This window comes from Croceicoccus naphthovorans, from assembly GCF_001028705.1.
GTDB classification, from domain to species: Bacteria; Pseudomonadota; Alphaproteobacteria; order Sphingomonadales; family Sphingomonadaceae; genus Croceicoccus; species Croceicoccus naphthovorans.
Map to the genome: position 1 here is coordinate 550,935 of NZ_CP011770.1, position 21,490 is coordinate 572,424.

Here is a 21,490-nt window from a genome sequence, read left to right on the forward strand (position 1 = left end):
GCGCGAGCGTGGAAGCCTCATCGCTTGCCGCCCTTGTCGAGCAGATAGAGGGTGAGAATCTTGCGATCGACCGGGTCAAGCCGGTGCTCCCATGCCGGCATTTCGCCTTGCCGACCTCCATAGACCGTCGTGTAGATCAGTGCGGTGCTCCCACCATACAACCAGGTCTGGTCTGTCAGGTCAGGAGCGCCCACTTCGAGGCTTCCGCGACCTTGGTCACCGTGACAAATCACACAGTTCGCAGCAAAGATTTCCTTCCCCTTCGCTACAGATTCGGCCCGTTCCACTCTCATTGCGGGATCGGAAAGACTTTTCACATAATCGCCAACGGCAAGGACCGCATCGTTGTCGAGAATTCCATCCTTGCCAAACGCCATCATCTGACTGACGCGGGTTTCCTTGCTTGCCGGACTGTTCACCCCGACCGCAATCGTATGTGCGATTGCATCAGGCGTGCCGCCCCACAACCAGTCTCTGTCGGTGAGATCGGGAAATCCGGGATTCCCGGTTGCGTCCATGCCGTGACAGGCCGCGCAATTGTCGCCAAACAGACGATGTCCATCCTCGCGCACATGCGCCATGAGGCCCGGATCGGCCATGATCCGGTCATAGCTGCTTGCGGCAATCTGCTGCGTCCAGGCAGAACGCGCGTCGACTGCGGCATCGACGCGCCTGGTCACGATCTCCTTCTCATCATTGCCGAGTAGTCCGCGGGTGTAGGTCTTGCCGGTCGGCCAGGCCGGCATGAGAATCCAGTATCCGAACGAGAAGAGCGCGGTCACGATGAGGAAGAACCAGACCGCTTTGGGAACCGGCGTATTGAGTTCCTTGATCCCGTTCCACTCGTGGCCGGTCGTCATATGCCCGCTATGGGGATCGCGTTCGTTTACCGCCACGGCGTATCCTCATCGTCGATGATGTCGCGCGCCGCCTTGTCGAAACGCGCTCGGTTTGCCGGCCAGCATGCATAGATGATCGCGGCCGCGGCCATCGCGAGCAGGTAGAATAGGCCGAACGACTTGGCGAAGCCAACCAGCGTGTGATGGTCGATTTCCATGCGGCCTACTCCTTCGGCGCCGGCTGTGCGGCGTTGCTGAGCTTGCCGAGTACCTGGAGGTAAGCGACGAGCGCATCCATCTCGGAGACCGTGCGCTGGTCCCCATCGAACAGACGAACCTGCGTTGCATCGCCGTAGCGGGCAACCAGTTCGTCGGTATCGGAGTCCGGTGAGGCCTGAGCCAGCGCGTCAGAGGGTGCATTGGCGATCATATCATCGGTATAGGGAACGCCGACAGCCTTCAGCGCACGCAAATCGTCACCGAGATGCTTCGTCTGCAAGCCTGTTTCGCTCAACCAATGGTATCGCGGCATGATCGACTGGGGGACGACATCGCGCGGATTGTTGAGGTGCGCGGTGTGCCATTGATCGGAATATTTCCCGCCAACGCGCGCGAGGTCCGGGCCTGTTCGCTTCGACCCCCAAAGCATCGGGTGGTCGTATCTGGATTCGACCGCCAACGAATAGGGACCGTAACGCTCCACCTCGTCCTGCAGCGTGCGGACCATCTGCGAGTGGCAGGCATAGCACCCTTCGCGCATATAGATGTTGCGGCCGGCGAGCTCGAGCGGGGTGTAGACCCGCATGTCGGGATCGCTCTCGACCGTTTCATCGATCGTGAAGAGCGGCGCGATTTCGATCAGGCCGCCAATGCTTGCAACGACCATGATCGCCACGGCCAGAGCAACCGATTTGCGTTCGATGCGGTAGTGGGTTCCGAACATCGGCACTTATTCCGCAGGCTGGAGTTGAATGGGAAGGGGCTGGTCGTCTGCGGCATCCTGAGCGGACGACGGACGGCGGATTGTCATCCAGATGTTGTAGCAACCCACGATGGCGCCGATCAGGAAGAGCAGCCCGCCGATCGCGCGCGCCACATAATAGGGGTGCATCGCGACCATGCTGTCGAGGAACGAATAGGTCAGCGTTCCGCTGTCATTGTAGGTGCGCCACATCAGGCCCTGGATGATGCCTGAATTCCACATTGCAAAGACGTAGATGAGCGTTCCGGCAAGCGCGAGCCAGAAGTGGACCTCGACAAGCGCGGGCGAATACATCCGCTCGCGTTTCCATAGCCACGGGACGACGGCATAGATCGAACCGAAGGTGATGAGCGCGACCCAGCCCATTGCTCCTGCATGGACATGACCGATCGTCCAGTCGGTATAGTGCGACAACGCGTTGACCGAGCGGATCGCCATGAACGAACCCTCGAAGGTCGAAAGTCCGTAAAAGATCGCGGCCATCATCATGAAGCGCAGGGTTGCATCGTCGCGCACCTTGTCCCATGCGCCATTGAGCGTGAGGAGCGCATTGGCGGCGGCGATCCAAGAGGGTACCAGCAGCATGACCGAGAAGGTCATGCCGAGCGTCTGCACCCACTGCGGCAGCGCGGTGTAGTGGAGGTGATGCGACCCCGCCCACATGTAGAAGAAGGTGATCCCCCAGAAGCCGATGATCGACATCCGGTAGGAATAGATCGGTCGTCCGGCACGCTTGGGCAGATAATAATACATCATGCCGAGGAAGCCGGCGGTCAGGAAGAATGCGACTGCGTTGTGGCCGTACCACCACTGTGTCATCGCATCCTGCACACCCGAGAACAGCGAATAGCTCTTCACACCGCCCAGCGAGGCCGGAACCGCAAGATTGTTCACGACATGGAGCAGCGCAACAACCAGAATGAAGGCCATGTAATACCAGTTGGCTACGTAGATGTGCGGCTCTTTGCGGCGCGCGAGCGTTCGCAGATAGAGTGAGAGATAGGTTACCCAGACGATGACCAGCCAGATATCGGCATACCATTCCGGTTCGGCATATTCCTTGGACTGGGTGATCCCGAGAAAGTATCCGGAGACCGCCAGGAGGCAGAACAGGTTGTAGCCGACAAGCACGAACCAGGGGCTGAACTGGTCAGGCATCCGCGCGCGGGATGTGCGCTGCATGACGTGGAAGGACGTCGCGATCAGGGCATTACCGCCGAAGCCGAAGATAACGCCGGTGGTATGTGCGGGCCGCAAGCGCCCGAAGCTCGACCAGGCAGAATCGAAGGTGAGGTCGGGGAACGCCAGCAGCCAGGCAACCCAGTCGCCGATGAACATACCGAACACGGCCCAGAGCATAGCAATGACGATCCCCACCTTACTCGGGTCGTCATAGTAAGTTTCGTGCCTGGAAGAAGGAGGCTCCGGCTCGAAATAGCCATTGGCCACAATGCAGAAAACGCCAAGGCTGAACAGCATGATCAGGAAGCCGTGGGTTTCCATCGGATCGGCCCGACCAGCACCGGCCGCAGCCATGATCAGCCCGAGAAAGGCAAGCGCTCCCAAGATTGCCATGCTCAGGTGTCGTTCGGCCAGGGTGAGTTGCGCAACCATGATTCGAATTTCTGCTTCCCCTGCGTTTATGACGGACTAGCAAGAAAGATATATAATTAATACCTCTATTTCTGGTGCATCCACAAACCCCGGAAATTTCCCCGCCGACACTGGTCCGACCACGGCGACACCTGTTTTGCAGGCGGTGGCTAACTGACAAGGAAGGCATCCTACCTCGAGGCCCGTCGCGCTCTGATCGGTGCCAGCATGAACAATGCAAAGAAAGATATATCGGATGCTGCGCCTGTGGCTGTTCAACCCATCGCAAACGCTCGCCGATAACAATGGAATGGTTCTGCCATACAGGCTCAATTTTATACTTTTATTCGGTGGTGATGCATTGGAAACTGCACAAGAGACGGCAGCATTGGGGGAACAATCTGTCGTCTTCTCTTCCGGGACCGATCCCTCCCCATCCCGTCGACCTGCTGCCGGGTGCAGGTGGAAGAAAAACCCGGCCCTATTTCCATGCGCTCGTGTGGATTGCGTTTTCGATAGACCTGGAAGGCGCAAGCCTCATTGATTGCGGTCAGTTACGACGATGTAGCTTATGGACATGAAAGTGTAGGCGCATCGGCAATTCAGATTCAGCAGCTAATCCAGCCCTACTCGCCAACAGCTGATGCGCGCCCATCCCGAAATCGTTCGGGGCCATTCAACGCCCCAGCGGTTGGCTTCCCGCGATTCACTGGCTCCCACGATCGCTGACCATCCTGATAGTGACGTACCGGATTTCAGCCCGGCTGCCTGGGATGCCATGCTGTCATTCGGTTTCAAGGGTGGCTTTTCCACCTCGTTCCACGACAGGAAGCGCAAACGCTTTTCCGCCTTTTTGACCTCGTCCCGATCGTCCAAGCAGGATATCACCGAGATTTACGACACGTTTGGCGGGCATATTCGCAGTGCGCTGATCTTTTTCAACGAAGAGCTGATCATCAAGAACCTCTATCGTAACGGAGAGATCCCCGCGCTTTCGGAAAGGGAACGCGAATGCCTGCTCTGGGTGTCTGCGGGGCATACCACGCAACAGATCGCCGATCAGTTGAGCCTGGCTGATCGGACGGTCAACGAGTACATATCCAAGGCGACGCGCAAATTGCATGCATCAAATCGGGCCCATGCTTGCGCGCGCAGCATCCTGCTTTCGCTGATTTCACCTTAAACGTAACGTCTCTAAATACTCGCTTGCGACTGTGGCCAATAGCTGCATTGCAGGCCATGATGAAAGCCCGCCATTCGGCTCCATTCTTTGGACCCGAATGGGTGTTTCATTCGCTCTCGCGAAGCTCTGCGTTCGGACCGTTCTTCTGAATCGATTCGATAGCATTCCTGGCCGAGGCCTTCGATGAGTAACCTTCGGTCCAGAAAATCGATTCATTATTGTATTTGAAATAGGCGACGAACTCACCGGCCTTGTTTTTCTTGATCTCGAAGTAGTGTGCCAAATCTTCCTCCATTGTAATGCGTTAGCGAGCGCCGCTCGTTGTCGCCGCCGTTCTAGTTTTTCCCGAACAGCTTTCCTGCCATGCCAGCGATATCATTGAGGGGGCTCCCATCGCCATCGAGATCGAGCATGTTGGCGAAATTGCCGAGTGAACCTTCCCCGCCGATCGCGCTGACGATCTTACCGAGGACGGCTGTATCCATGCCTGTGTTTGCGGCCGCCAGTTCGACGGTATCCCCCTGCATAGGGTGCGCTTTGGCCAAAGCGGAAATTGCGGTTTCGGCCATTTTGGGGTCGATGCCGAGCGAACTTGCCAGGTTTGCGACGTCATCGGGGGAACCGGCGATGCTCTTCAATATTCCATCAAACAGGCTCATTTCTGGGACTCCTTTTGGTTTGGTCCGACATTGAACGTGTATATCAGATGCACTGATCTATGACGGTGATCATAGTTCAGAGAGGAAGTGACGTTCAATCGTCGATGGCTTCACCACCCACATTGGCCAGACTTTCTTCAGGGCCAAGGAACAGACGCCAGATCAGCGCGCCGATTGCACCGCCGAGAAGGGGCGCAACCCAGAAAAGCCATAACTGACCCATGGCTCCTGTTTCGGCAAACAGGGCAGCAGCAGTCGATCGCGCGGGATTCACTGACGTGTTGGTGACCGGTATGGATATGAGATGGATGAGCGTAAGCGCCAACCCGATAGCGATCGGGGCGAAGCCACCGGGTACGGCACGCGATGTTGAGCCAAGGATGACTATCAGGAATCCGGCCGTCAGGATTATTTCGATCCACATCGCCGACTGGAATGAATAACCGCCGGGCGAGAGGGCATCAAAGCCATTGGAAGCGAAAGCACCTACCTCAAACCCAGGCTTGCCGGTTGCAATGATGTAAAGAGTTCCTGCAGCGGCAATGCCGCCCACGACCTGTGCTATCCAGTAGGGGATCAGGTCTTTCCAGGAAAACCGGTTCGCAATGGCCAATCCCAACGAGACGGCGGGATTGAAGTGGCCTCCTGAAATTCCCCCGACGGCATAGGCCATGGTGAGGACCGTCAGGCCGAATGCAAGTGCAACGCCTGCGAAACCGATACCCAGTTCTGGAAATGCAGCGGCCAGAACGGCCGAACCGCATCCGCCAAACACCAGCCAGAACGTGCCAAAGAATTCAGCAAAGAGCTTGTTCATGAAAGTGTTCCTCCCCAATGCTTGTCTGACGCGGTTCAATGCTCATTTTTTAGACGTTCATGCCGGAAGCTTACCAGCCCAGGCTTCGAGCTCGCCATGTACATCGCTGATCAATTGACGGGTTGTGTCGGACAAGGCGAGGCGTGCCTTTCGATGATCCGACGAATCGCCAACATCGCAAACGTGGCCCTCACTGATGAGCCGCTTGAGCTTGATATAGAACGACGCATGCGGCAGATTCGACCAGTCCTTTAATTCCGTGCCGGACATATGGCCGTTCGAAAAGAGCCCAAGCAGGAGGGTGTACTCCGGACTGAATATTTTCAGCTTCAGATGATGTACGATCTGACCGAGAAAGATATCGAGATCGCGCGGATTTCCGCTCTTTGGCCACTGCTTCAAGAATCCAAGTTCCGTATCCAGAACGTCTTTGGCCTTGGCGGTCAGCACATAGGCTCGCATGCGCCGGTCTGTCCGCCGTCAGCACCAATGGCACAGATTTGAGGTTGTGATTTAAGGAGGATTTGGGCTTCGTCGTAGTGACGAAGGAACGAAGATGAAGCCCAAATCCTCCTATTCAAAATCGCCGTCGAAGGCCCCTGCGGAGCAGGTGGTGAAGGATATCCGGCGGCAGACCCGGCGGCACTTCTCTGCCGAGGACAAGATCCGCATCGTGCTTGAAGGCCTTCGCGGCGAGGACAGCATTGCCGAGCTGTGCCGCAAGGAAGGCATCGCGCAAAGCCTGTACTACACCTGGTCGAAGGAGTTCATGGAAGCGGGCAAGCGCCGCCTGGCGGGCGACACTGCCCGTGCCGCGACCACCGGCGAGGTGCAGGATCTGCGCCGCGAAGCGCGTGCCCTGAAGGAATGCGTGGCCGACCTGACACTCGAAAACCGTCTGCTGAAAAAAAGCATGATCGCGGATGGGGGCGACGACGAATGAGGTATCCCGCATCCGAAAAGCTCGAGATCATCCGGATCGTCGAGCAGTCGCACCTGCCCGCCAAACGCACGCTGGACAAGCTCGGCATCGCCCGCCGGACGTTCTACCGTTGGTATGACCGTTATCTTGGGGGCGGGCCGGAAGCGTTACAGGATCGGCCATCGGCGCCGAGCCGCGTGTGGAACCGCATCGGTGACGACATCCAGAACCAGATCATCGAAATGGCGCTGGAAGCCGACGCGACCAATCTCAGCCCCCGCGAACTGGCGGTGCGCTTCACCGACGAGAAGCGCTACTTCGTATCGGAATCCACGGTTTACCGCCTGCTCAAGGCGCACGATCTGATCACCAGTCCGGCCTATGTCGTGATAAAGGCCGCCGATCAGTTCCACACCAAGACTACCCGCCCGAACGAGATGTGGCAGACCGACTTCACCTACTTCAAGATCATCGGGTGGGGCTGGATGTACCTCTCGACCGTGCTCGACGACTTCTCGCGCTATATCATTGCCTGGAAGTTGTGCACCAACATGCGTGCCGAGGATGTAACCGAAACGCTGGACCTCGCCTTGGCGGCTTCCGGCTGTGACAGCGCCACGGTGCTGCACAAGCCCCGGCTGCTCAGCGATAACGGCCCCAGCTACATCGCCGGCGAACTGGCCGAATATATCGAGGCCAACAAAATGAGCCATGTCCGCGGCGCTCCCATGCACCCGCAAACCCAGGGCAAGATCGAGCGCTGGCACCAGACCCTGAAAAACCGCATCCTGCTGGAGAACTACTTCCTGCCCGGCGACCTCGAAGCCCAGATCGAGGCCTTCGTCGAACATTACAATCACCAGCGCTATCACGAGAGCCTAAATAACGTGACGCCCGCCGACGCCTACTTCGGCAGGGCCCCGGCCATCATCGAACGACGAGAAAGGATCAAGCGACAGACCATCGAATATCGGCGCTTGCAGCACCGCAAGCTCGCCGCCTAACATCAACCCCCAGACGAGGCCCGCACTCCGCTAATCTACGCCGCGAGTTGTGCCGAATGTTCTGACGACGAACAGGGTGAAGGGACTGTGGCAAACCCACTGGATCCGCTGGGCGGTGAAAGCGAGTTTCGACCAGGCTCGATCGTCAGTCAACCATTGGGAGATGGCCACTGCGTCAAGTTTGCCAGCGATAAGCCGCAGTACTATTACGTCGCAGCCGAAGTGATCTTGTGGCGATCGAGAACAGCGTCAGTGCCACATGCTGTACGAGAACGGGCTTCAATCCGTCGAAAATTTCGATCGCGTCCGGTTCGCAATGGCGACAAGCGAAAGCATGACCGGAACCTCAACGAGCACGCCCACAACGGTTGCCAAGGCAGCGCCACTGCCGAGGCCGAATAGCCCGATAGCAACCGCAACAGCGAGCTCGAAGAAATTTGACGTTCCGATCAGCGCACAAGGCGCGGCAACCGCGTGGGGAACTCGCCATAGCTTCGCTGCCCCATAGGCCACAAAGAAGATGCCGTAGCTCTGCACGATGATCGGGGCTGCAATGAGGACGATGAGAACCGGACGCGACACGATCGTCTCGGCCTGGAAGCCGAACAGCAAAAGAACAGTTAGCAGCAGGCCAATGACGGAAAGCGGCTTCATGCGACCCGTGAAATCGCTCACTGCCACTTCGACACCGCCGTGTGTGGCGAGCAATCGGTGACGCACGAAAGCGCCCGCTGCAAGCGGTACGACAACGTAGAGCGCGACTGAAAGAAGCAGCGTCTCCCACGGAACGGAAATATCGGTCACGCCCAGAAGCAGCGCGACAATCGGCGCAAAAGCGACAATCATGACAAGGTCATTCACCGCGACTTGCACAAGCGTGTAGGCCGGATCACCGCGCGTAAGCTGCGACCAGACAAACACCATTGCCGTACACGGCGCAGCGCCGAGCAGGATAAGCCCTGCGATATATTGCTGCGCATCGGCTGGTGTGATCAGGTGGGCGAAGAAGACTTCGAAGAAGAGCACGCCGAGCGCTGCCATCGTGAAGGGCTTAATCAGCCAGTTGACAACAAGCGTGATGACAAGGCCTTTGGGCTTATCGCCAATATGGCGGACTGCCGAAAAATCGACCGCCACCATCATCGGGAAGATCATCGCCCAGATCAGGACGGCGACGACAAGATTGACCGAGGCGTATTCGATGGCAGCGAGGCTCGCGAACAGGCTCGGCATCGTGTTGCCAAGCAAAATGCCCGCGATGATGGCCGCACCTACCCAGACCGAAAGCCATTTCTCGAAGAGCCCGAGCCCAGCCGCTAGCGGCTCCCTTTCAGCAGGAAGCGTACTCATTGGCTGTCAGCCTCCTTACCGATCTCATGAAGGTGATGGCGCAGGCTGAGATGATCCAGACTATTGATCGGAAGGGCGAGTAGCAGGTCAATGCGCCGCTTGAGCGTACGGAAGGCATCAAGGAAGGCTGCGGCCTTTTCGGCATCGCTGCCGTCTACCGCTGCCGGATCGGGAATGCCCCAATGAGCGGTCGCGGGCTTTCCTGGCCAGACAGGGCAGGTTTCCGCAGCAGCGCTATCGCAAACGGTGAATATGAAATCGAGCTCCGGTCCGTCAGAAAATTCGCTCCAGCTTTTCGAGCGATAGCCCTCGCTCGGATATCCGAGGTTCTCAAGCGTCTTGATCGCCCAGGGATTGACCTTGCCCGTGGGCTGGCTGCCTGCGCTGTAGGCGTTGAAGCGCCCCGCGCCGTCTGTATTGAGAATGGCTTCCGCCAGAATGGATCGGGCGGAGTTTCCGGTGCAGAGAAAGAGTGCGTTGAACGGCTTGTCAGTCATGTTCGGGCTTTCGCAGGTTTAACGGTTGCAGCTGGCAAGCTCGGCAAGGTCACCGCAAAGCTGCGGGTCGCCCTGACAACAATCCTGCATCAGGAAAGACATGAGGCGGCGCATCCCGTCATAATCGGCGCGATAGTGGATGAGCCTGCTTTCACGCTCGGACTGCGAGAGCCCTGCGCGCTCCAGAATCGCCAGATGATGTGACATCGTGGAAGGAGGCACATCGGCACGCTGGGCGATTTCGCCTGCAATCAGGCCTTCCGGTCCTGCTTGCACCAGCATCCGAAAAACAGACAGGCGCGTATCGTGAGCGAGCGCATTGAGTGCGCTCACGGCCCATGCCTGCTGGTCAATGTCGGACATCTCATTCCTCGCGTTGTGTCACTTCGACTCAAAACTTACTCGATGTAGATCGATCTTTCTAGTATTATCGAATTATGGATTTGGCTTGCAGGCAGTCCGCGCAGGGCGTGAATGGGTATTGGCTAGCCAAACACGCCAATCTGTCGGTAGGGCCGGACACTCAGTGGGAGGGATCAGGGATGGAAATCATCCTCATTGCGGCACTTGCCTTCCTGGCGTCGGGACTGACGCTCTTCTCGGGCTTTGGCCTCGGCACGATCCTGCTGCCCGCTTTCGCACTCATCATGCCTGCGGAAGTCGCCGTTGCGGCAACGGCGGTCGTGCACCTTGCCAATAACCTCTTCAAGCTCGCGCTTGTTGGCAGGATGGCCGACCGGCAGGCACTGGTCCGCTTTGCGGTTCCGGCAGCACTGGCCGCGCTCATTGGGGCATGGCTCTTGGTCCAGTTGTCGTCCGCGTCGGTGATCGCGCGCTACGATGCCTTCGGCAGCGAACACACGGTGGAAGCGCTGCCATTGGTCATCGGCGTGCTGATTGTCGTATTTGCCCTGCTTGAACTGAGTCCGGCCTTTGCTCTCCTGTCATTCCCTGCTCGATTTCTTCCGCTCGGGGGCATCCTATCGGGTTTCTTCGGCGGTCTCTCGGGCAATCAGGGCGCGCTGCGATCGGCATTTCTCATCAAGGCAGGCCTTACGAAAGAGGGCTTTATCGCAACTGGCGTTGTCGCAGCCGTCATCGTCGATGTCTCACGCCTGTCAGTCTACGGCGTATCGCATTTTACCGAGAACTTTGGCGTCCTGCCTGCCAACACCTGGGCGGTCGTTGGCATCGCCACGGTCTGTGCATTTCTCGGTGCTTTCGTCGGCGCCCGCCTCATGCACAAAGTAACGCTGCGGGCTGTGCAGTTCGTGGTGGCCTGCGCGATGATCGTTCTCGGATCGGGGCTGGCAGCGGGATTGCTTTGATCGCAACGCAGGTTGCAGGGGAAAACGTTCGCCTGATTGCTCAGTTATGTTCCCCGTCTGTTTGCCATGTTCCGTTGACGCTCTAGGATGCCTGCATAACCTGTCGGCGCAGTATCGACAGGATAGCAAATTGCCGGAATGACCTGACCTTGAGAGATCATCAGCGGACCATCCAGATCGCCGACTTCGAATTGCCACGGGGAGCAATTTCGATTGAGACGCTGATGGCGATGCCCCGTGCCGGATGGGAGCATTTGCGAGCCCAGATCAACATGCGGCGACGTGAGGATCGCACCAGACCGGTCGCGCGATGCAGACTTTGTGAAGGAGGTGTGTTCATCAGGGCTCAGGCGACTCGTGACGATCACATTCCGATGTATGCACATTACCCTGAAGCAAGCAGGGAATGCCCCTGGCACGAAGGCAACACTCTGCGACCCGACGATGCGCGGGCGGCGCAATATCAGGGGCACCAGGAATCCGCGCTGCATCGCCGAATTTGCGACGTGATCGAGCAACTTGTCAAAGCTGACCCGCGTTGTACGCACAGTGCAGTGAATACCTATTTGCGACCTGCAATTCACAAGCGAGGTCGCTGGCCGGATGTTTATGCGGACCTTTCCGGGTTGCGTCGCTTTGCCCTCGAAGTGCAACTTTCGAAGCCGTTCGCGCCCGAAATTGCTGCGCGGCACGTCCATTACGACGATGAAGGGGTCGCACTGGTTTGGATCTTCAACGCACTTGAGGATCCCATGCCCCAAGGTTTTCACGATGTTGTGGCGATGCAGCGCGGCAATGCCTTCGTTTTCGACGACGAGGCGGAAGCGGCCTCGCTTGAACGCGCAACGCTTGTTCTCAAATGCTACATGGAAGACGGGGTCGGCGGGTGGCGCACGCCCCGATTGGTCGTTCTTGACGATCTGCGAACGGACGTCGGTCGAGCCGTATTTGTCGAGGATTGTCGGTCAGAGGTGTTGAAAAGGCGTTGCAAGCAGCAGCGTGCATGTTGGTGGAATGCCATGAAGGCGGCACGCGAGGCGCGTCCACACTCACCCTTTTACAGCGACACATACGAAACTGTCTGGACCGCGCTGAAGGATGATGTTCCGGGCCTCGCCCTTTGGGAGCAGGAATTCTGGGCGGCCCGGTCCGACCGAGGCCGGGCCCATGCAGCAATGCTCTACGCGATTCTGTGTTCGATCGCGCGAAGTGCTGATACCGGACGTCCAATCCTCTTTATTACCCGTTTTTCGGATGACAGCGCGGTGCTTTCGATGTTGAACAGCAAACTGAGCGGTGCGGATTTCAAACACTGTGCGCATCTCATCGAAACCTTTGTTGCATCGACGCCGCTGTCCGATTTGTTGGAGAAACCGTCGCTCAAGCGGATCGTAAAAGAGGCTCGGGAGACTGACGAACAGATCGAAGAGGATCATCCGCTATGGCAGGCTATGGCGCGCCTGTTTCCCGAAGTTCTGGATGGCCTGGTGAGAGCGGAACTTGATGATCTGGGGCAGATCCCTCGATGGGCATCACCGATCAGCGGCACGGAGACAGCGCGGTGAAGCCTTTATTCGCTCAGGCGGAACTGGAAGCGATTGCAGGTGCCCTTGGCAATACCGAAGTCGGATTGAAGGGTTCGGAGATTGAACTGCTTATCGCCGCATGCGGAATGGCCGATCCCGGACCGATTACCAAGGCCAAGCGTCTGTATCAGGCTTTTGCTGCTAGCCAGAACCAGAGGGGTGATCGCACCCGCATATTGGGTTTCATCCGACACGCGATGAAACCGGCACGATATGTGCGTGATCCCGGACGGTACGAGCCCCTGCGGGCCAATCTCAACTTCGCGCTGGCGTTTGCCGGGCTTGTCGTAACGGAGGCCGGGGCCATCCAGTCCGTTACCGTGGCAACGACGCTTTCCGAGGCACAGCGTCGGGCAAGGGAGTTACGGTGCGACCTGGAAACCCGGGGCGTCCATACGGACGTTCTTGCATTTTGTCGGGCCGAACTCGTGGCTGATGATTATTTCCATGCGGTCCAGGAGGCTGTGAAGAGTGTCGCCGCGAAATTGCGGGTTCGGACCGGCCTGACCGATGACGGCGCAGTCCTGGTGGATCGTGCGCTGGGTGGCAGCCCGCCAATGATCGCGATCAATCCGCTCTCCAGCGAAAGCGAACGGGGCGAGCAGCGAGGGTTTGCCAATCTTGTGAGAGGAACTTTCGGGATGTTTCGCAACCCGACTGCTCATGAGCCCCGCATTCATTGGCCGATGTCGAAAACAGATGCGCAGGATCTTATGACGTTGGTTTCGCTGATTCATCGCCGTCTGGATGCCAGCCATATGCCGGCGCGCGGGTAGTCTGGAGTATTCCTGGGGGCATATTGGTCGTTGCACCGTCGGCAGTCCGGCGGCTATCGATTCGGCATGGCTCCGAGACCGCTCCGGGATAGTGACGTACGGCAAGCCGCCTACCGGCGGTTGCTGGTGCATGCCCAGGCCTGCCCGGATACCCTTGTCATCGACGAACTCGGTCTCGATCATGGCAGCTGCCGGATCGATATTGCCGTAATCAACGGTCACATCCGCGGGGTAGAAATCAAGGCCGAGGCTGACAATCTCGAGCGCCTGCCAAGGCAGGTCGCTGCCTATGGCGACGTGGTCGACAAGGCTTTGTTGATCGCTGCCCCCAAGCATGTCGAACTGGCTATGACGATAGTGCCTGACTGGTGGGGCATTATGGTTGTCGAGCGAGGAATGAACCAAGGCATAAAGTTCCGCCGGATTCGTCCGGAGAGGGCGAACAGGAACGTCGACCCGCTGGTCCTGGCGCGCCTGTTGTGGCGTCCAGAAGCGCAGGCAGTCCTGAGGGATCTGGGCGTCCCGGAGCGCGATTTGCGCGCACCAAGAGAGACGCTTTACCAGCGCATCGTGTCCGAGCTTCCGCTTCGCAAGTTGGCGGCCACGGTGAGGCTTGCTCTCAAGTCCCGGACAACGTGGCGAGGTCCGCAACCACTTTCGTGATGTGATGGTTGGTGGCCACCCACTTCCATGTGGTTGGATTACCCATTTTCTCGGTACCGAGGCAGCAGCCATCAATGTAGCGCGATCCTTCGGAAAAAGCAGCTCCGGCGAAACGGCCAGAAGCAATGATGGCTCCGCACAGACCTGGGTAGGCGTGGTTGTTGTTTGACTTCTGTCGTTTGGCCTTTGCAATGAGCCATGCATCGTCGATTGCGTAACGGACGTTTGGCGAGCCGCGCATGAAGCGCATGTCGCCCTTCGGGAATTCGACGGCTGCTACAGCATAGTCGCCAAAGCCGGGACGACGTGCCACAGCGGGTAGGGCCGCCATCAGTGCCTTGTACAAGAGCCATTCGCGTCGTGGCAGGACATCGAGCCCAAACTGCAGGCTGGTCAGGCTGTCCGGAAACGAGGTGGCCAGGATGGTCACGGACCGGGCAGACAAGAAGATTCCTCCGCTCGCCAGAGCCGAGGCGACGATGGCAATCAGAGGGTTCTGCGGGTCGAATTGCGGGCTTCCGAGATCGAGGAGAATGTCGACGGCATCTGCTGGACAGCCAACGTGCGCCGTCAAGGCGCTTACGTGCATTTCGAAATCAGGATCGAGTGCCTCTTCGAGGCCGCACCTCAGGCCGATTCCGCGACCATCCGCCGCTACAATTCCTGCAACACTGTGTTGGTAGGCAGTATCGCGATCGAGCGCAGTTACCGGAACCAGGGCCAGTTCTCTTGCGCGCGCATCATCGAAGATGAAGGTGAGCGGATGGCGCCCATCGCTCATTCTGGTCGGCGCGTCGATTTGCACCGCGTCGACGAGTGCCGGGCGGCTGGGCCAATGATCTTCGATCTGCTTTCCGAACGGCTTGAGTTGCTCGTCGATATGTTTCTTCGGTTGCCGCAAGGCGAAATCATAATCAGGCGGAAGCACTTCGATCAGCGGCACTGTGCGCTGCCGACAGGGATCGCTCAATCGTTTGATAGCCCGGTATTCGCCGGCACGCCAGCGAAGGAGCGGAACATAGTAGTTCGGTATGGCCATAAACCGCTCCCCTACAGCCCAAATTGCCGGCGAACTTCTCCGGAACCGACCATCGTCCGAAGCAGGGTGTAGTCATTCGCATCTCGCCGCACCCGGCCGGCGATAATCGCCGGCGCCACACCGAAGCGCTTGGCATCGGTCAACACGGCCTTCTCATTTCGGGTGAAGCGCGAGACAGCAAGGCTCCAGCATGCTTCTGGAAGCAGGGCTTCCTGGGCGAAATAGTCAGCGTCCTGTTCGACCTTGTCGGCAGCTGGCGAGTCGTTGTCATCGAAAATGGCTGTATATTCGCCAGACTGGATATGCAGCTTCAGGTGCCCGATCTCATGCAAGAGCGTGAACCAGAAGTTGTCGAGCCGGTCATGCCGGAGTGTCATGGCGACGATCGCGTGATGGTTAGATGACGCCAGCGCGGCGCCGTCCAGCAACGTGCCGGGCAAATGCCGTTCAATCACAAGGGATATGCCTGCGTCGCGCAAGTAATCGACTGCAATCCGTGGACCCTTCTCGTCAAGACTCAGGGTAACCAGCCCGCGAACCCAATCATCCGTGAGACAGTCTCGATCAAACTTCCGTTCTGGCGGATTGCGGTCCGCCAGAGTACGTACGCGCGCTTCCCACGCAGCAATCGCCGCTTCATGCACATGTCCGCTCGACCGCACTGACTTGCGATGAAGTGCCGTCGGTACAAACTGCGAATGAGCGCCTTGCAGAAATGCCGGGATCAGATCGCTGGCGGCCTTGCGCGCCTGGGAGAGCGAGCCTGCGAAATCCTCGAACCATCCACGCTTGTACATTTCGGCAAGTGGGAATGCTTGCCAGGCAGATGGGTCGACATTGTCGAGCTTGGGGCTTCCGATCAGGTGTGCTCGCTCCGCGATGCGCACGTTCAAGGCGTCTGCGACTTCGGTCAGTCGGTCTAGACTGGCGGCGCGATAGCGGTCGGCTTCATAGCGCTGGATCTGCTGTTCCGCGACCCCGAGGAAATCGCCCAGGTCCTTTTGACTCATGCCGCGCGCAATACGCGCTTGTATAAGGATATCCGGCAAGTCATGCAGGCTCTCGGCCGACAACTCCGAAATCCTGCCGGCACGCAAGTTTTCATAGAAGCGTATCTCTTCTTCGAGTTCGTCAATCTGGCTGCGAAGTGCGGATCGCTGCGCGTTCACCAACACCTTGGGCAGGTCGTCGGTTGGCGTTGCCAGAGTGGTAAATGCGGCCGTTAGCTTCTCGATCGACGCCTTGGTCGACTTGTACTGCTTTTCGTTAGTGATCATGGCCTCGCTCCTTTCGGCGGCGCGAGTGAAATGCGGAGGATGCCTTTAGGCAGGCCGGACGACTTTTCGACCTGGAAAAAGTCGAGGAAAGGGCCGCCATCACCGTTGGGCATCCCGGCAATGAAGAGTTCGCCCTGGTACTTTGCTTTCTGTGCCGCTCTCTTTTTGCTGAAATCAAGGAGGACAGGATCGAGCTTCGTGGGGTCAACACCGATGTGGTCCCAGCAGCCATCGAAATCGGTTGGGTGCGGTTTTGCGGTTACGAAGCTTCCGTCGAGATAAACGGATCGACATCCGGCTACGGCCAGTGCTTGAGTCATGCGGACGAAGCCATCGAACAGCCATCTGCGATGCGGGGTCGTTGCGAAACGAGTCTCTACCTCATCAAGGGTCGTGTCGTGGATGCCGGGTGGCAACACAGCCCATGGGCAAGGCGATCCTGGTTCGATCAAGTCCGGTATCATAAACACAACAATATAGTTGTGTTATAATTTTGTCGAGTCCGGTTTGTTCCTTACGCGGAATGTTCGGCAAAAATCCGTACCTGCGACCAGAAGACTGTCTACGAGGATAGGGCGGCTAAGGCAGCGCGCCTATCATATGCTCACTGCTTCGGAGGGCGCGCTCGGTTCTGTCTGATAAGCAGAATTTGAGCCGGTGTAAGCGGATTCTGAAACCGCGTAAGCAAGCGTTGAGGCACCACAACCGGGCTCGCATGATGCAATATGAAGCGATGAGGCTCTGGCGGAAACGGTTTGAAGCCCCCGAATGGCATGTGTCCTCGGTGGAGAGGGGGCCAATTGCCGCCGATTCTACGAATTTTTGTGCTTACGTAGCGCTTACGTTTGCTATTTCTGGCACCGTGTAAGCGCCAAAAGTGACCTGCTGATGTCACTTAACGCATTGATTTTCTAGGAGAAACATGGAGCGGGCGAAGGGATTCGAACCCTCGACCCCAACCTTGGCAAGGTTGTGCTCTACCCCTGAGCTACGCCCGCTCTGAACGCCTGATACCGGGTGGCGAAAATGCCCTTCCGGTCGGGGTGAGGCGCGCCTTTAGCAACGGGCCATGGGGTCCGCAACCGGAAAATTCGCCTGACTTGCAAGAACGTGCCTCGACTGCCGCGCGCCCTTGGAATTCGCAACGCCTTGCCCCACATTGCCACACAAACGGACAGAATGCCCGATCGTTGCGGGCGAGTTACGACAGGAGACGTCACCCTTGGCAAGCATGGGCCTGAACATGGATGAGCAGAAGGCGGTCGAACGCTTTCGCGACGCGGTGGTCGAACCGTCGAAGACAAAGCTCGTCATCCTCGATTTCTGGGCGGAATGGTGCGGGCCGTGCAAGGCGCTGACCCCTGTGCTGGAAAAGGTCGCCGCCGAATACGCCGACAAGGGCGTGATTCTGGCCAAGGTGAACGTTGACGAGGACCAATTCATCGCCGCGCAGTTCCAGGTGCGCTCTATCCCCACGGTCTATGCGATGTTCCAGGGTCAGCCGGTCGCCGACCTGACGCAGGCGCGCAGCGAATCGCAGCTGAAGCAGGTGCTGGACCAGCTTCTTTCACAATTGCCGGTTCAGCCCGGTGCGGCGGGCGAAGAAGCCGCACCCGACCTTGAGCCTTTGCTGGCGATGGGTGAGGAAGTGTTGTCCGGTGGCGATGCCGAGCGGGCGATGGGCATCTTTGCCCAGATCATCGAAATGGCGCCCGACAATGCGATCGCGCAAGCAGGCCTGATTCGCGCGATGATCGAGGCGGGCCACGTGGCAGAGGCGGAACAGGCGATTGCCGCTCTGCCCGAAGAGACGAAGGCCGATCCGGCGATCGAACGCGCCATCGCGTCGCTTGAACTCGCCAAGGACAAGCCAGACGACAGCGAGCTGGAAAACATGCGCATGGCTGCGGCGGAGCGTCCCGCCGACATGGATGCGCAGCTGGCCTTTGCGAACGCTGCGTTCGCCGCGGGTCAGCGTGACGAGGCGGCGGACACGCTGCTGACCATGATCCGCACCGAGCCGGAATGGAACGAGGGCGCGGCCAGGGCCAAGCTGTTGCAGATATTCGAAGCGGTCGGGATGGAAGACCCGTGGGTTTCCGCCACGCGCCGTAAACTCTCGCTGATTTTGTTCGGCTGAGGCGCGCATGGGGTCCGTCGTCGAAACCACGCGCATATCGATCTTCCCGCTTTCGGGTGCGCTGTTGTTTCCCGGACTGCAATTGCCGCTGCATATCTTCGAGCCGCGCTATCGTGCGATGATCAGCGATTCGCTGGCGCGCGATCGCCTGATCGGCATGATCCAGCCGGTGCGCCCGTCAGAGGGCGCAAAGTTGTTCGAGATCGGCTGCCTTGGCCGGATCGAGGAGGTCGAGGCGCTGGAAGACGGGCGCTACAACATCATCCTCGACGGATTGTCGCGGTTCCGTGTCTTGCGCGAACTGGACGTCACCACGCCGTTCCGGCAGGTTGAGGCGCAATTGCTGGAAGAGGACGAGGATGCCGTCCTTCTGCCGGTGGAGCGGGCTTCGCTGGAGCAGGAAGCGCGGCGTTTTGCCGACCATCAGGGCTATGCGGTCGATTGGGAACAGGTGACGCGGCTGGACGACATCGCGCTGATCAACGGGGTCAGCCAGGTCGCGCCGTTCGATCCGGCGTCGAAGCAGGCCTTGCTGGAAGCGGACGGGCTGAACGCGCGCTGCGATTTGTTGGTGCAGTTGATGCAGTTCTATGGCCGCCACGACGGTGACGAAGACGGCGCGACTTTGCAGTAATCGCCTAAAGGTTGAAGCTGCCCCTCAATCCGTCGATCACGAACTGGGCGGCCAAGGCGGCCAGTACGACGCCCAGCAAGCGCGTCACGACCGATTCGACCTGATCACCGAAGAGCCGCATCAACGGCGCGGCGGCAAGCAGCGCGATCAGCGTCAGCATCATCACCAGCCCCAACGCGCCCAGCACGGCCAGCGTTTCGCCCGCCCCCTCGGCCCGTGCCATCAGCAGCATGATCGAAGCAATCGCCCCCGGTCCGGCAAGCATCGGCATGGCCATGGGGAATACCGATACGTCTTCAATCTCGGGGGTGGCGCGCACTTTGTCTGCACGATCCTGACGGCGCTCGGTGCGCTTTTCGAAGACCATGTCGATGGCGATGGCAAACAGCATGATGCCGCCCGCGATGCGAAACGCGTCCAGCTCTATATGCAGCGCGCCCAGTAACGTTTCGCCGAACAGCGCGAAGATCAGCAGGATGACCAGCGCGATTACGCTGGCGCGAATGGCCATGGCGCGGCGCTGTGCGGCGCTCGCCTCGCTGGTCAGCCCCGCGTAGATCGGCGCGCAGCCCGGCGGGTCGATCACCACGAACAGGGTGACGAACGCAGAGACGAACAGGTCGAGCATCACGGTCAGGGTTGTTGAGGAGGCGCGATCGTCTGGTGCAGCACGCGCTGAAATTCCGCACCGTCCCAGACATCGATGGTCACGATCCGGCCACCCCAGCGATCCACGCGCCCACCCCAGCGCAGCGTGCCATCGTCCGACGCGCCGCCGAAGAACTCACCATTGCCCGGCACGCCTTCCAGCAGGTCTTCTGACGGGGCCCAAGGCTGCGTCGGGCATTCGGCGACGTGCGCCTCGATCATCTCCGGTTCCGCCAGCGGCTTGGCCGCCGCGTCGCCGTGATCCATGACCCAGCGATATTCCCCGTCCTTCTGCCGATGCCAGACGGTGGTGAACCAGCCGACCGAACCATCGGGCCGCTGCCACGCGCCGCGGGTCACGCCGATGGACCCGTCACAGCTCGACCAGACCTCATGCGGTTGCCATGCGACCGACTGCGCCGGATTAGGGCGCTTTTTCAGCCAATCCTGCGCATTCACTTTTTCCGGCACGAACATCACGCCATCGTCGGCGGCATATTCGGCAAAGGCCGTCCACTGGCCTTCCTCTTGCGCCATCTGGGCAAAGGCAATCTCGGTCGCGACGACCTTGCCCGGTTCGGCAATCGGTTTCAGAGCCGGACCGCGATCCGGACCGCGCTGCCCGCCAGCGGCGCAGCCTGCCAGAGCCAGCGCAGCAGCAAGGGCGACGGCGATCCGCATCAGGCCAGCCCCTCGCGCCGGTTCGCGGCTTCCAGCGTGTTGTAGAGCAGGCAGGCGATAGTCATCGGCCCGACGCCGCCCGGCACCGGGGTAATCGCACCGGCGGTCGCTTCGGCCCCGGCAAAGTCGACATCGCCGACCAGCTTGGTCTTGCCTTCTTCGGCGGCGGGCACGCGATTGATGCCCACGTCGATCACGGTTGCGCCCGGCTTGATCCAGTCGCCTTTGACCATTTCTGGGCGGCCTACGGCGGCCACGACGATATCCGCGCCGCGCACCACGGCGGGCAGATCGACCGTGCGGCTATGCGCGATGGTGACGGTGCAGCTTTCCTGCAAAAGCAGCTGGGCCATCGGCTTGCCGACGATGTTAGACCGCCCGATGACGACGGCGTTCTTGCCCGACAGGTCGCCCAACTGATCCTTCAACAGCATCAGGCAGCCCAGCGGCGTGCAGGCGACGAAGCCCGGCAACCCGGTGGCCAGCCGTCCCGCGCTGGCGGTGGTGAAGCCGTCGACGTCCTTGTCCGGATCGATGGCCTGAATCACCGCATTCTCATCCAACCCCTTGGGCAGCGGCAATTGCACAAGGATCCCGTCAACCGCCGGATCGGCGTTCAACTGATCGACCAGCGCCAGCAGCGCTTCTTGCGAGGTATCGGCGGGCAGGCGGTGCTCAAAGCTTTCCATCCCCGCCGCCACGGTCATCTTGTGCTTGTTGCGCACATAGACCTGGCTGGCCGGATCCTCGCCCACCAGCACCACGGCAAGGCCCGGCTTGCGACCGGCTTTGGCCACGAAGGTGGCAACGCCCTCTGCCACCTTTTCGCGCAGCGATGCGGCAAAGGCCTTGCCATCAATCCGGGTTGCCAT

The 21,490-nt window shown here is 59.3% G+C and carries 25 protein-coding genes and 1 tRNA gene; 8 read left to right on the forward strand and 18 right to left on the reverse strand.

Translation table 11 applies throughout. The features are described 5' to 3' along the window. Positions 1–17: 17 nt before the first annotated feature. From ccoP to ccoN, 4 genes are read right to left on the reverse strand one after another with little or no spacing between them, the layout of a single operon-like run. Entirely contained in the window at positions 18–860 is an 843-nt protein-coding gene (gene ccoP, locus AB433_RS02755; RefSeq protein WP_221403604.1) for a cytochrome-c oxidase, cbb3-type subunit III, read from the reverse strand. 26 nt (positions 861–886) lie between these two features. Next, positions 887–1,057, reverse strand: coding sequence for a cbb3-type cytochrome c oxidase subunit 3 (locus tag AB433_RS02760; RefSeq protein ID WP_047819826.1), 171 nt, complete (start codon positions 1,055–1,057; stop codon positions 887–889). 5 nt (positions 1,058–1,062) lie between these two features. Next, a complete protein-coding gene (ccoO, locus tag AB433_RS02765) occupies positions 1,063–1,782 on the reverse strand; it encodes a cytochrome-c oxidase, cbb3-type subunit II (protein WP_047819827.1) in 720 nt (239 codons plus the stop codon). 6 nt (positions 1,783–1,788) lie between these two features. Then, positions 1,789–3,435, reverse strand: coding sequence for a cytochrome-c oxidase, cbb3-type subunit I (ccoN, locus tag AB433_RS02770; protein WP_047819828.1), 1,647 nt, complete (start codon positions 3,433–3,435; stop codon positions 1,789–1,791). Between the two features lie 622 nt (positions 3,436–4,057). On the opposite strand from ccoN, the gene AB433_RS02775 reads away from it, so the two are divergent. Then, on the forward strand, positions 4,058–4,597 hold the full coding sequence (locus AB433_RS02775) for a helix-turn-helix transcriptional regulator (RefSeq protein ID WP_082134769.1): 540 nt from the start codon (positions 4,058–4,060) through the stop codon (positions 4,595–4,597). 106 nt (positions 4,598–4,703) lie between these two features. Here AB433_RS02775 and AB433_RS02780 read toward each other — a convergent pair whose 3' ends face one another. The 4 genes from AB433_RS02780 to AB433_RS02795 form a co-directional block, all read right to left on the reverse strand. Continuing rightward, complete coding sequence (locus AB433_RS02780) at positions 4,704–4,880, reverse strand: YegP family protein (RefSeq protein WP_082135014.1); 177 nt, start codon at positions 4,878–4,880, stop codon at positions 4,704–4,706. A 52-nt stretch (positions 4,881–4,932) separates the two neighbouring features. Then, on the reverse strand, positions 4,933–5,256 hold the full coding sequence (locus AB433_RS02785) for a hypothetical protein (protein ID WP_047819831.1): 324 nt from the start codon (positions 5,254–5,256) through the stop codon (positions 4,933–4,935). Positions 5,257–5,350: 94 nt separating this feature from the next. Beyond that, a complete protein-coding gene (gene aqpZ / locus AB433_RS02790; RefSeq protein WP_047819832.1) occupies positions 5,351–6,073 on the reverse strand; it encodes an aquaporin Z in 723 nt (240 codons plus the stop codon). Positions 6,074–6,130: 57 nt separating this feature from the next. After that, positions 6,131–6,535, reverse strand: a complete 405-nt coding sequence (locus tag AB433_RS02795) for a MarR family winged helix-turn-helix transcriptional regulator (protein WP_047819833.1) — start codon at positions 6,533–6,535, stop codon at positions 6,131–6,133. 94 nt (positions 6,536–6,629) lie between these two features. Between AB433_RS02795 and AB433_RS02805 the strand changes: the two genes are divergently transcribed. Then, a protein-coding gene (locus tag AB433_RS02805; protein ID WP_148650901.1) for an IS3 family transposase occupies positions 6,630–7,999 on the forward strand; the annotation gives its coding sequence in 2 pieces (ribosomal slippage) (positions 6,630–6,977 and positions 6,980–7,999; 1,368 coding nt in all). 279 nt (positions 8,000–8,278) lie between these two features. On the opposite strand, the gene arsB is transcribed toward AB433_RS02805, so the two are convergent. Genes arsB through AB433_RS02820 form a run of 3 tightly spaced genes read right to left on the reverse strand, consistent with a single transcriptional unit; the run spans position 8,279 to position 10,209 of the window. Then, positions 8,279–9,349 carry an ACR3 family arsenite efflux transporter gene (gene arsB, locus AB433_RS02810; RefSeq protein ID WP_047819834.1) on the reverse strand — a complete coding sequence of 357 codons (1,071 nt, stop codon included), beginning with the start codon at positions 9,347–9,349 and terminating at the stop codon, positions 8,279–8,281. Beyond that, on the reverse strand, positions 9,346–9,846 hold the full coding sequence (locus AB433_RS02815) for an arsenate reductase ArsC (protein ID WP_047819835.1): 501 nt from the start codon (positions 9,844–9,846) through the stop codon (positions 9,346–9,348). Before AB433_RS02815 ends, arsB begins: the two co-directional genes overlap by 4 nt. Positions 9,847–9,864: 18 nt before the next feature. Continuing rightward, positions 9,865–10,209, reverse strand: a complete 345-nt coding sequence (locus AB433_RS02820) for an ArsR/SmtB family transcription factor (protein WP_047819836.1) — start codon at positions 10,207–10,209, stop codon at positions 9,865–9,867. A gap of 179 nt (positions 10,210–10,388) precedes the next feature. On the opposite strand from AB433_RS02820, the gene AB433_RS02825 reads away from it, so the two are divergent. From AB433_RS02825 to AB433_RS02840, 4 genes are all read left to right on the forward strand, one after another. Next, positions 10,389–11,174, forward strand: coding sequence for a sulfite exporter TauE/SafE family protein (locus tag AB433_RS02825; protein WP_047819837.1), 786 nt, complete (start codon positions 10,389–10,391; stop codon positions 11,172–11,174). 149 nt (positions 11,175–11,323) lie between these two features. Further along, entirely contained in the window at positions 11,324–12,739 is a 1,416-nt protein-coding gene (locus tag AB433_RS02830) for a competence protein CoiA family protein (protein WP_156170654.1), read from the forward strand. Next, a complete protein-coding gene (locus AB433_RS02835; protein WP_047819839.1) occupies positions 12,700–13,536 on the forward strand; it encodes a TIGR02391 family protein in 837 nt (278 codons plus the stop codon). The genes AB433_RS02830 and AB433_RS02835 overlap by 40 nt, the downstream gene beginning before the upstream one ends. Before the next feature lie 66 nt (positions 13,537–13,602). Then, entirely contained in the window at positions 13,603–14,199 is a 597-nt protein-coding gene (locus AB433_RS02840; protein ID WP_047819840.1) for a sce7726 family protein, read from the forward strand. On the opposite strand, the gene AB433_RS02845 is transcribed toward AB433_RS02840, so the two are convergent. The 4 genes from AB433_RS02845 to AB433_RS02860 form a co-directional block, all read right to left on the reverse strand. Further along, the gene (locus AB433_RS02845) at positions 14,156–15,238 is read right to left on the reverse strand and encodes a beta family protein (RefSeq protein WP_047819841.1); all 1,083 of its coding nucleotides are present in this window, start codon (positions 15,236–15,238) and stop codon (positions 14,156–14,158) included. The two genes, AB433_RS02840 and AB433_RS02845, sit on opposite strands and share 44 nt — an antisense overlap. An 11-nt stretch (positions 15,239–15,249) precedes the next feature. After that, on the reverse strand, positions 15,250–16,515 hold the full coding sequence (locus tag AB433_RS02850; RefSeq protein WP_047819842.1) for an XRE family transcriptional regulator: 1,266 nt from the start codon (positions 16,513–16,515) through the stop codon (positions 15,250–15,252). Beyond that, positions 16,512–16,967 carry a DUF6932 family protein gene (locus AB433_RS02855; RefSeq protein WP_218916913.1) on the reverse strand — a complete coding sequence of 152 codons (456 nt, stop codon included), beginning with the start codon at positions 16,965–16,967 and terminating at the stop codon, positions 16,512–16,514. The genes AB433_RS02850 and AB433_RS02855 overlap by 4 nt, the downstream gene beginning before the upstream one ends. 471 nt (positions 16,968–17,438) lie before the next feature. After that, positions 17,439–17,513, reverse strand: a tRNA-Gly gene (locus AB433_RS02860). A gap of 233 nt (positions 17,514–17,746) precedes the next feature. Between AB433_RS02860 and AB433_RS02865 the strand changes: the two genes are divergently transcribed. Then, positions 17,747–18,655: a tetratricopeptide repeat protein gene (locus AB433_RS02865; RefSeq protein WP_047819844.1), complete on the forward strand. Its 909-nt coding sequence runs from the start codon at positions 17,747–17,749 to the stop codon at positions 18,653–18,655. A gap of 7 nt (positions 18,656–18,662) precedes the next feature. Then, positions 18,663–19,289, forward strand: a complete 627-nt coding sequence (locus AB433_RS02870; RefSeq protein WP_047819845.1) for an LON peptidase substrate-binding domain-containing protein — start codon at positions 18,663–18,665, stop codon at positions 19,287–19,289. Positions 19,290–19,293: 4 nt separating this feature from the next. Here the strand turns inward: AB433_RS02870 and AB433_RS02875 are convergent, their stop codons facing one another. Genes AB433_RS02875 through folD form a run of 3 tightly spaced genes read right to left on the reverse strand, consistent with a single transcriptional unit; the run spans position 19,294 to position 21,490 of the window. Then, positions 19,294–19,917, reverse strand: a complete 624-nt coding sequence (locus AB433_RS02875; protein ID WP_047823171.1) for a MarC family protein — start codon at positions 19,915–19,917, stop codon at positions 19,294–19,296. Between the two features lie 5 nt (positions 19,918–19,922). Continuing rightward, on the reverse strand, positions 19,923–20,618 hold the full coding sequence (locus AB433_RS02880; protein WP_053058948.1) for a Cif family virulence factor: 696 nt from the start codon (positions 20,616–20,618) through the stop codon (positions 19,923–19,925). Beyond that, entirely contained in the window at positions 20,618–21,490 is an 873-nt protein-coding gene (gene folD / locus AB433_RS02885) for a bifunctional methylenetetrahydrofolate dehydrogenase/methenyltetrahydrofolate cyclohydrolase FolD (protein WP_047819847.1), read from the reverse strand. The genes AB433_RS02880 and folD overlap by 1 nt, the downstream gene beginning before the upstream one ends.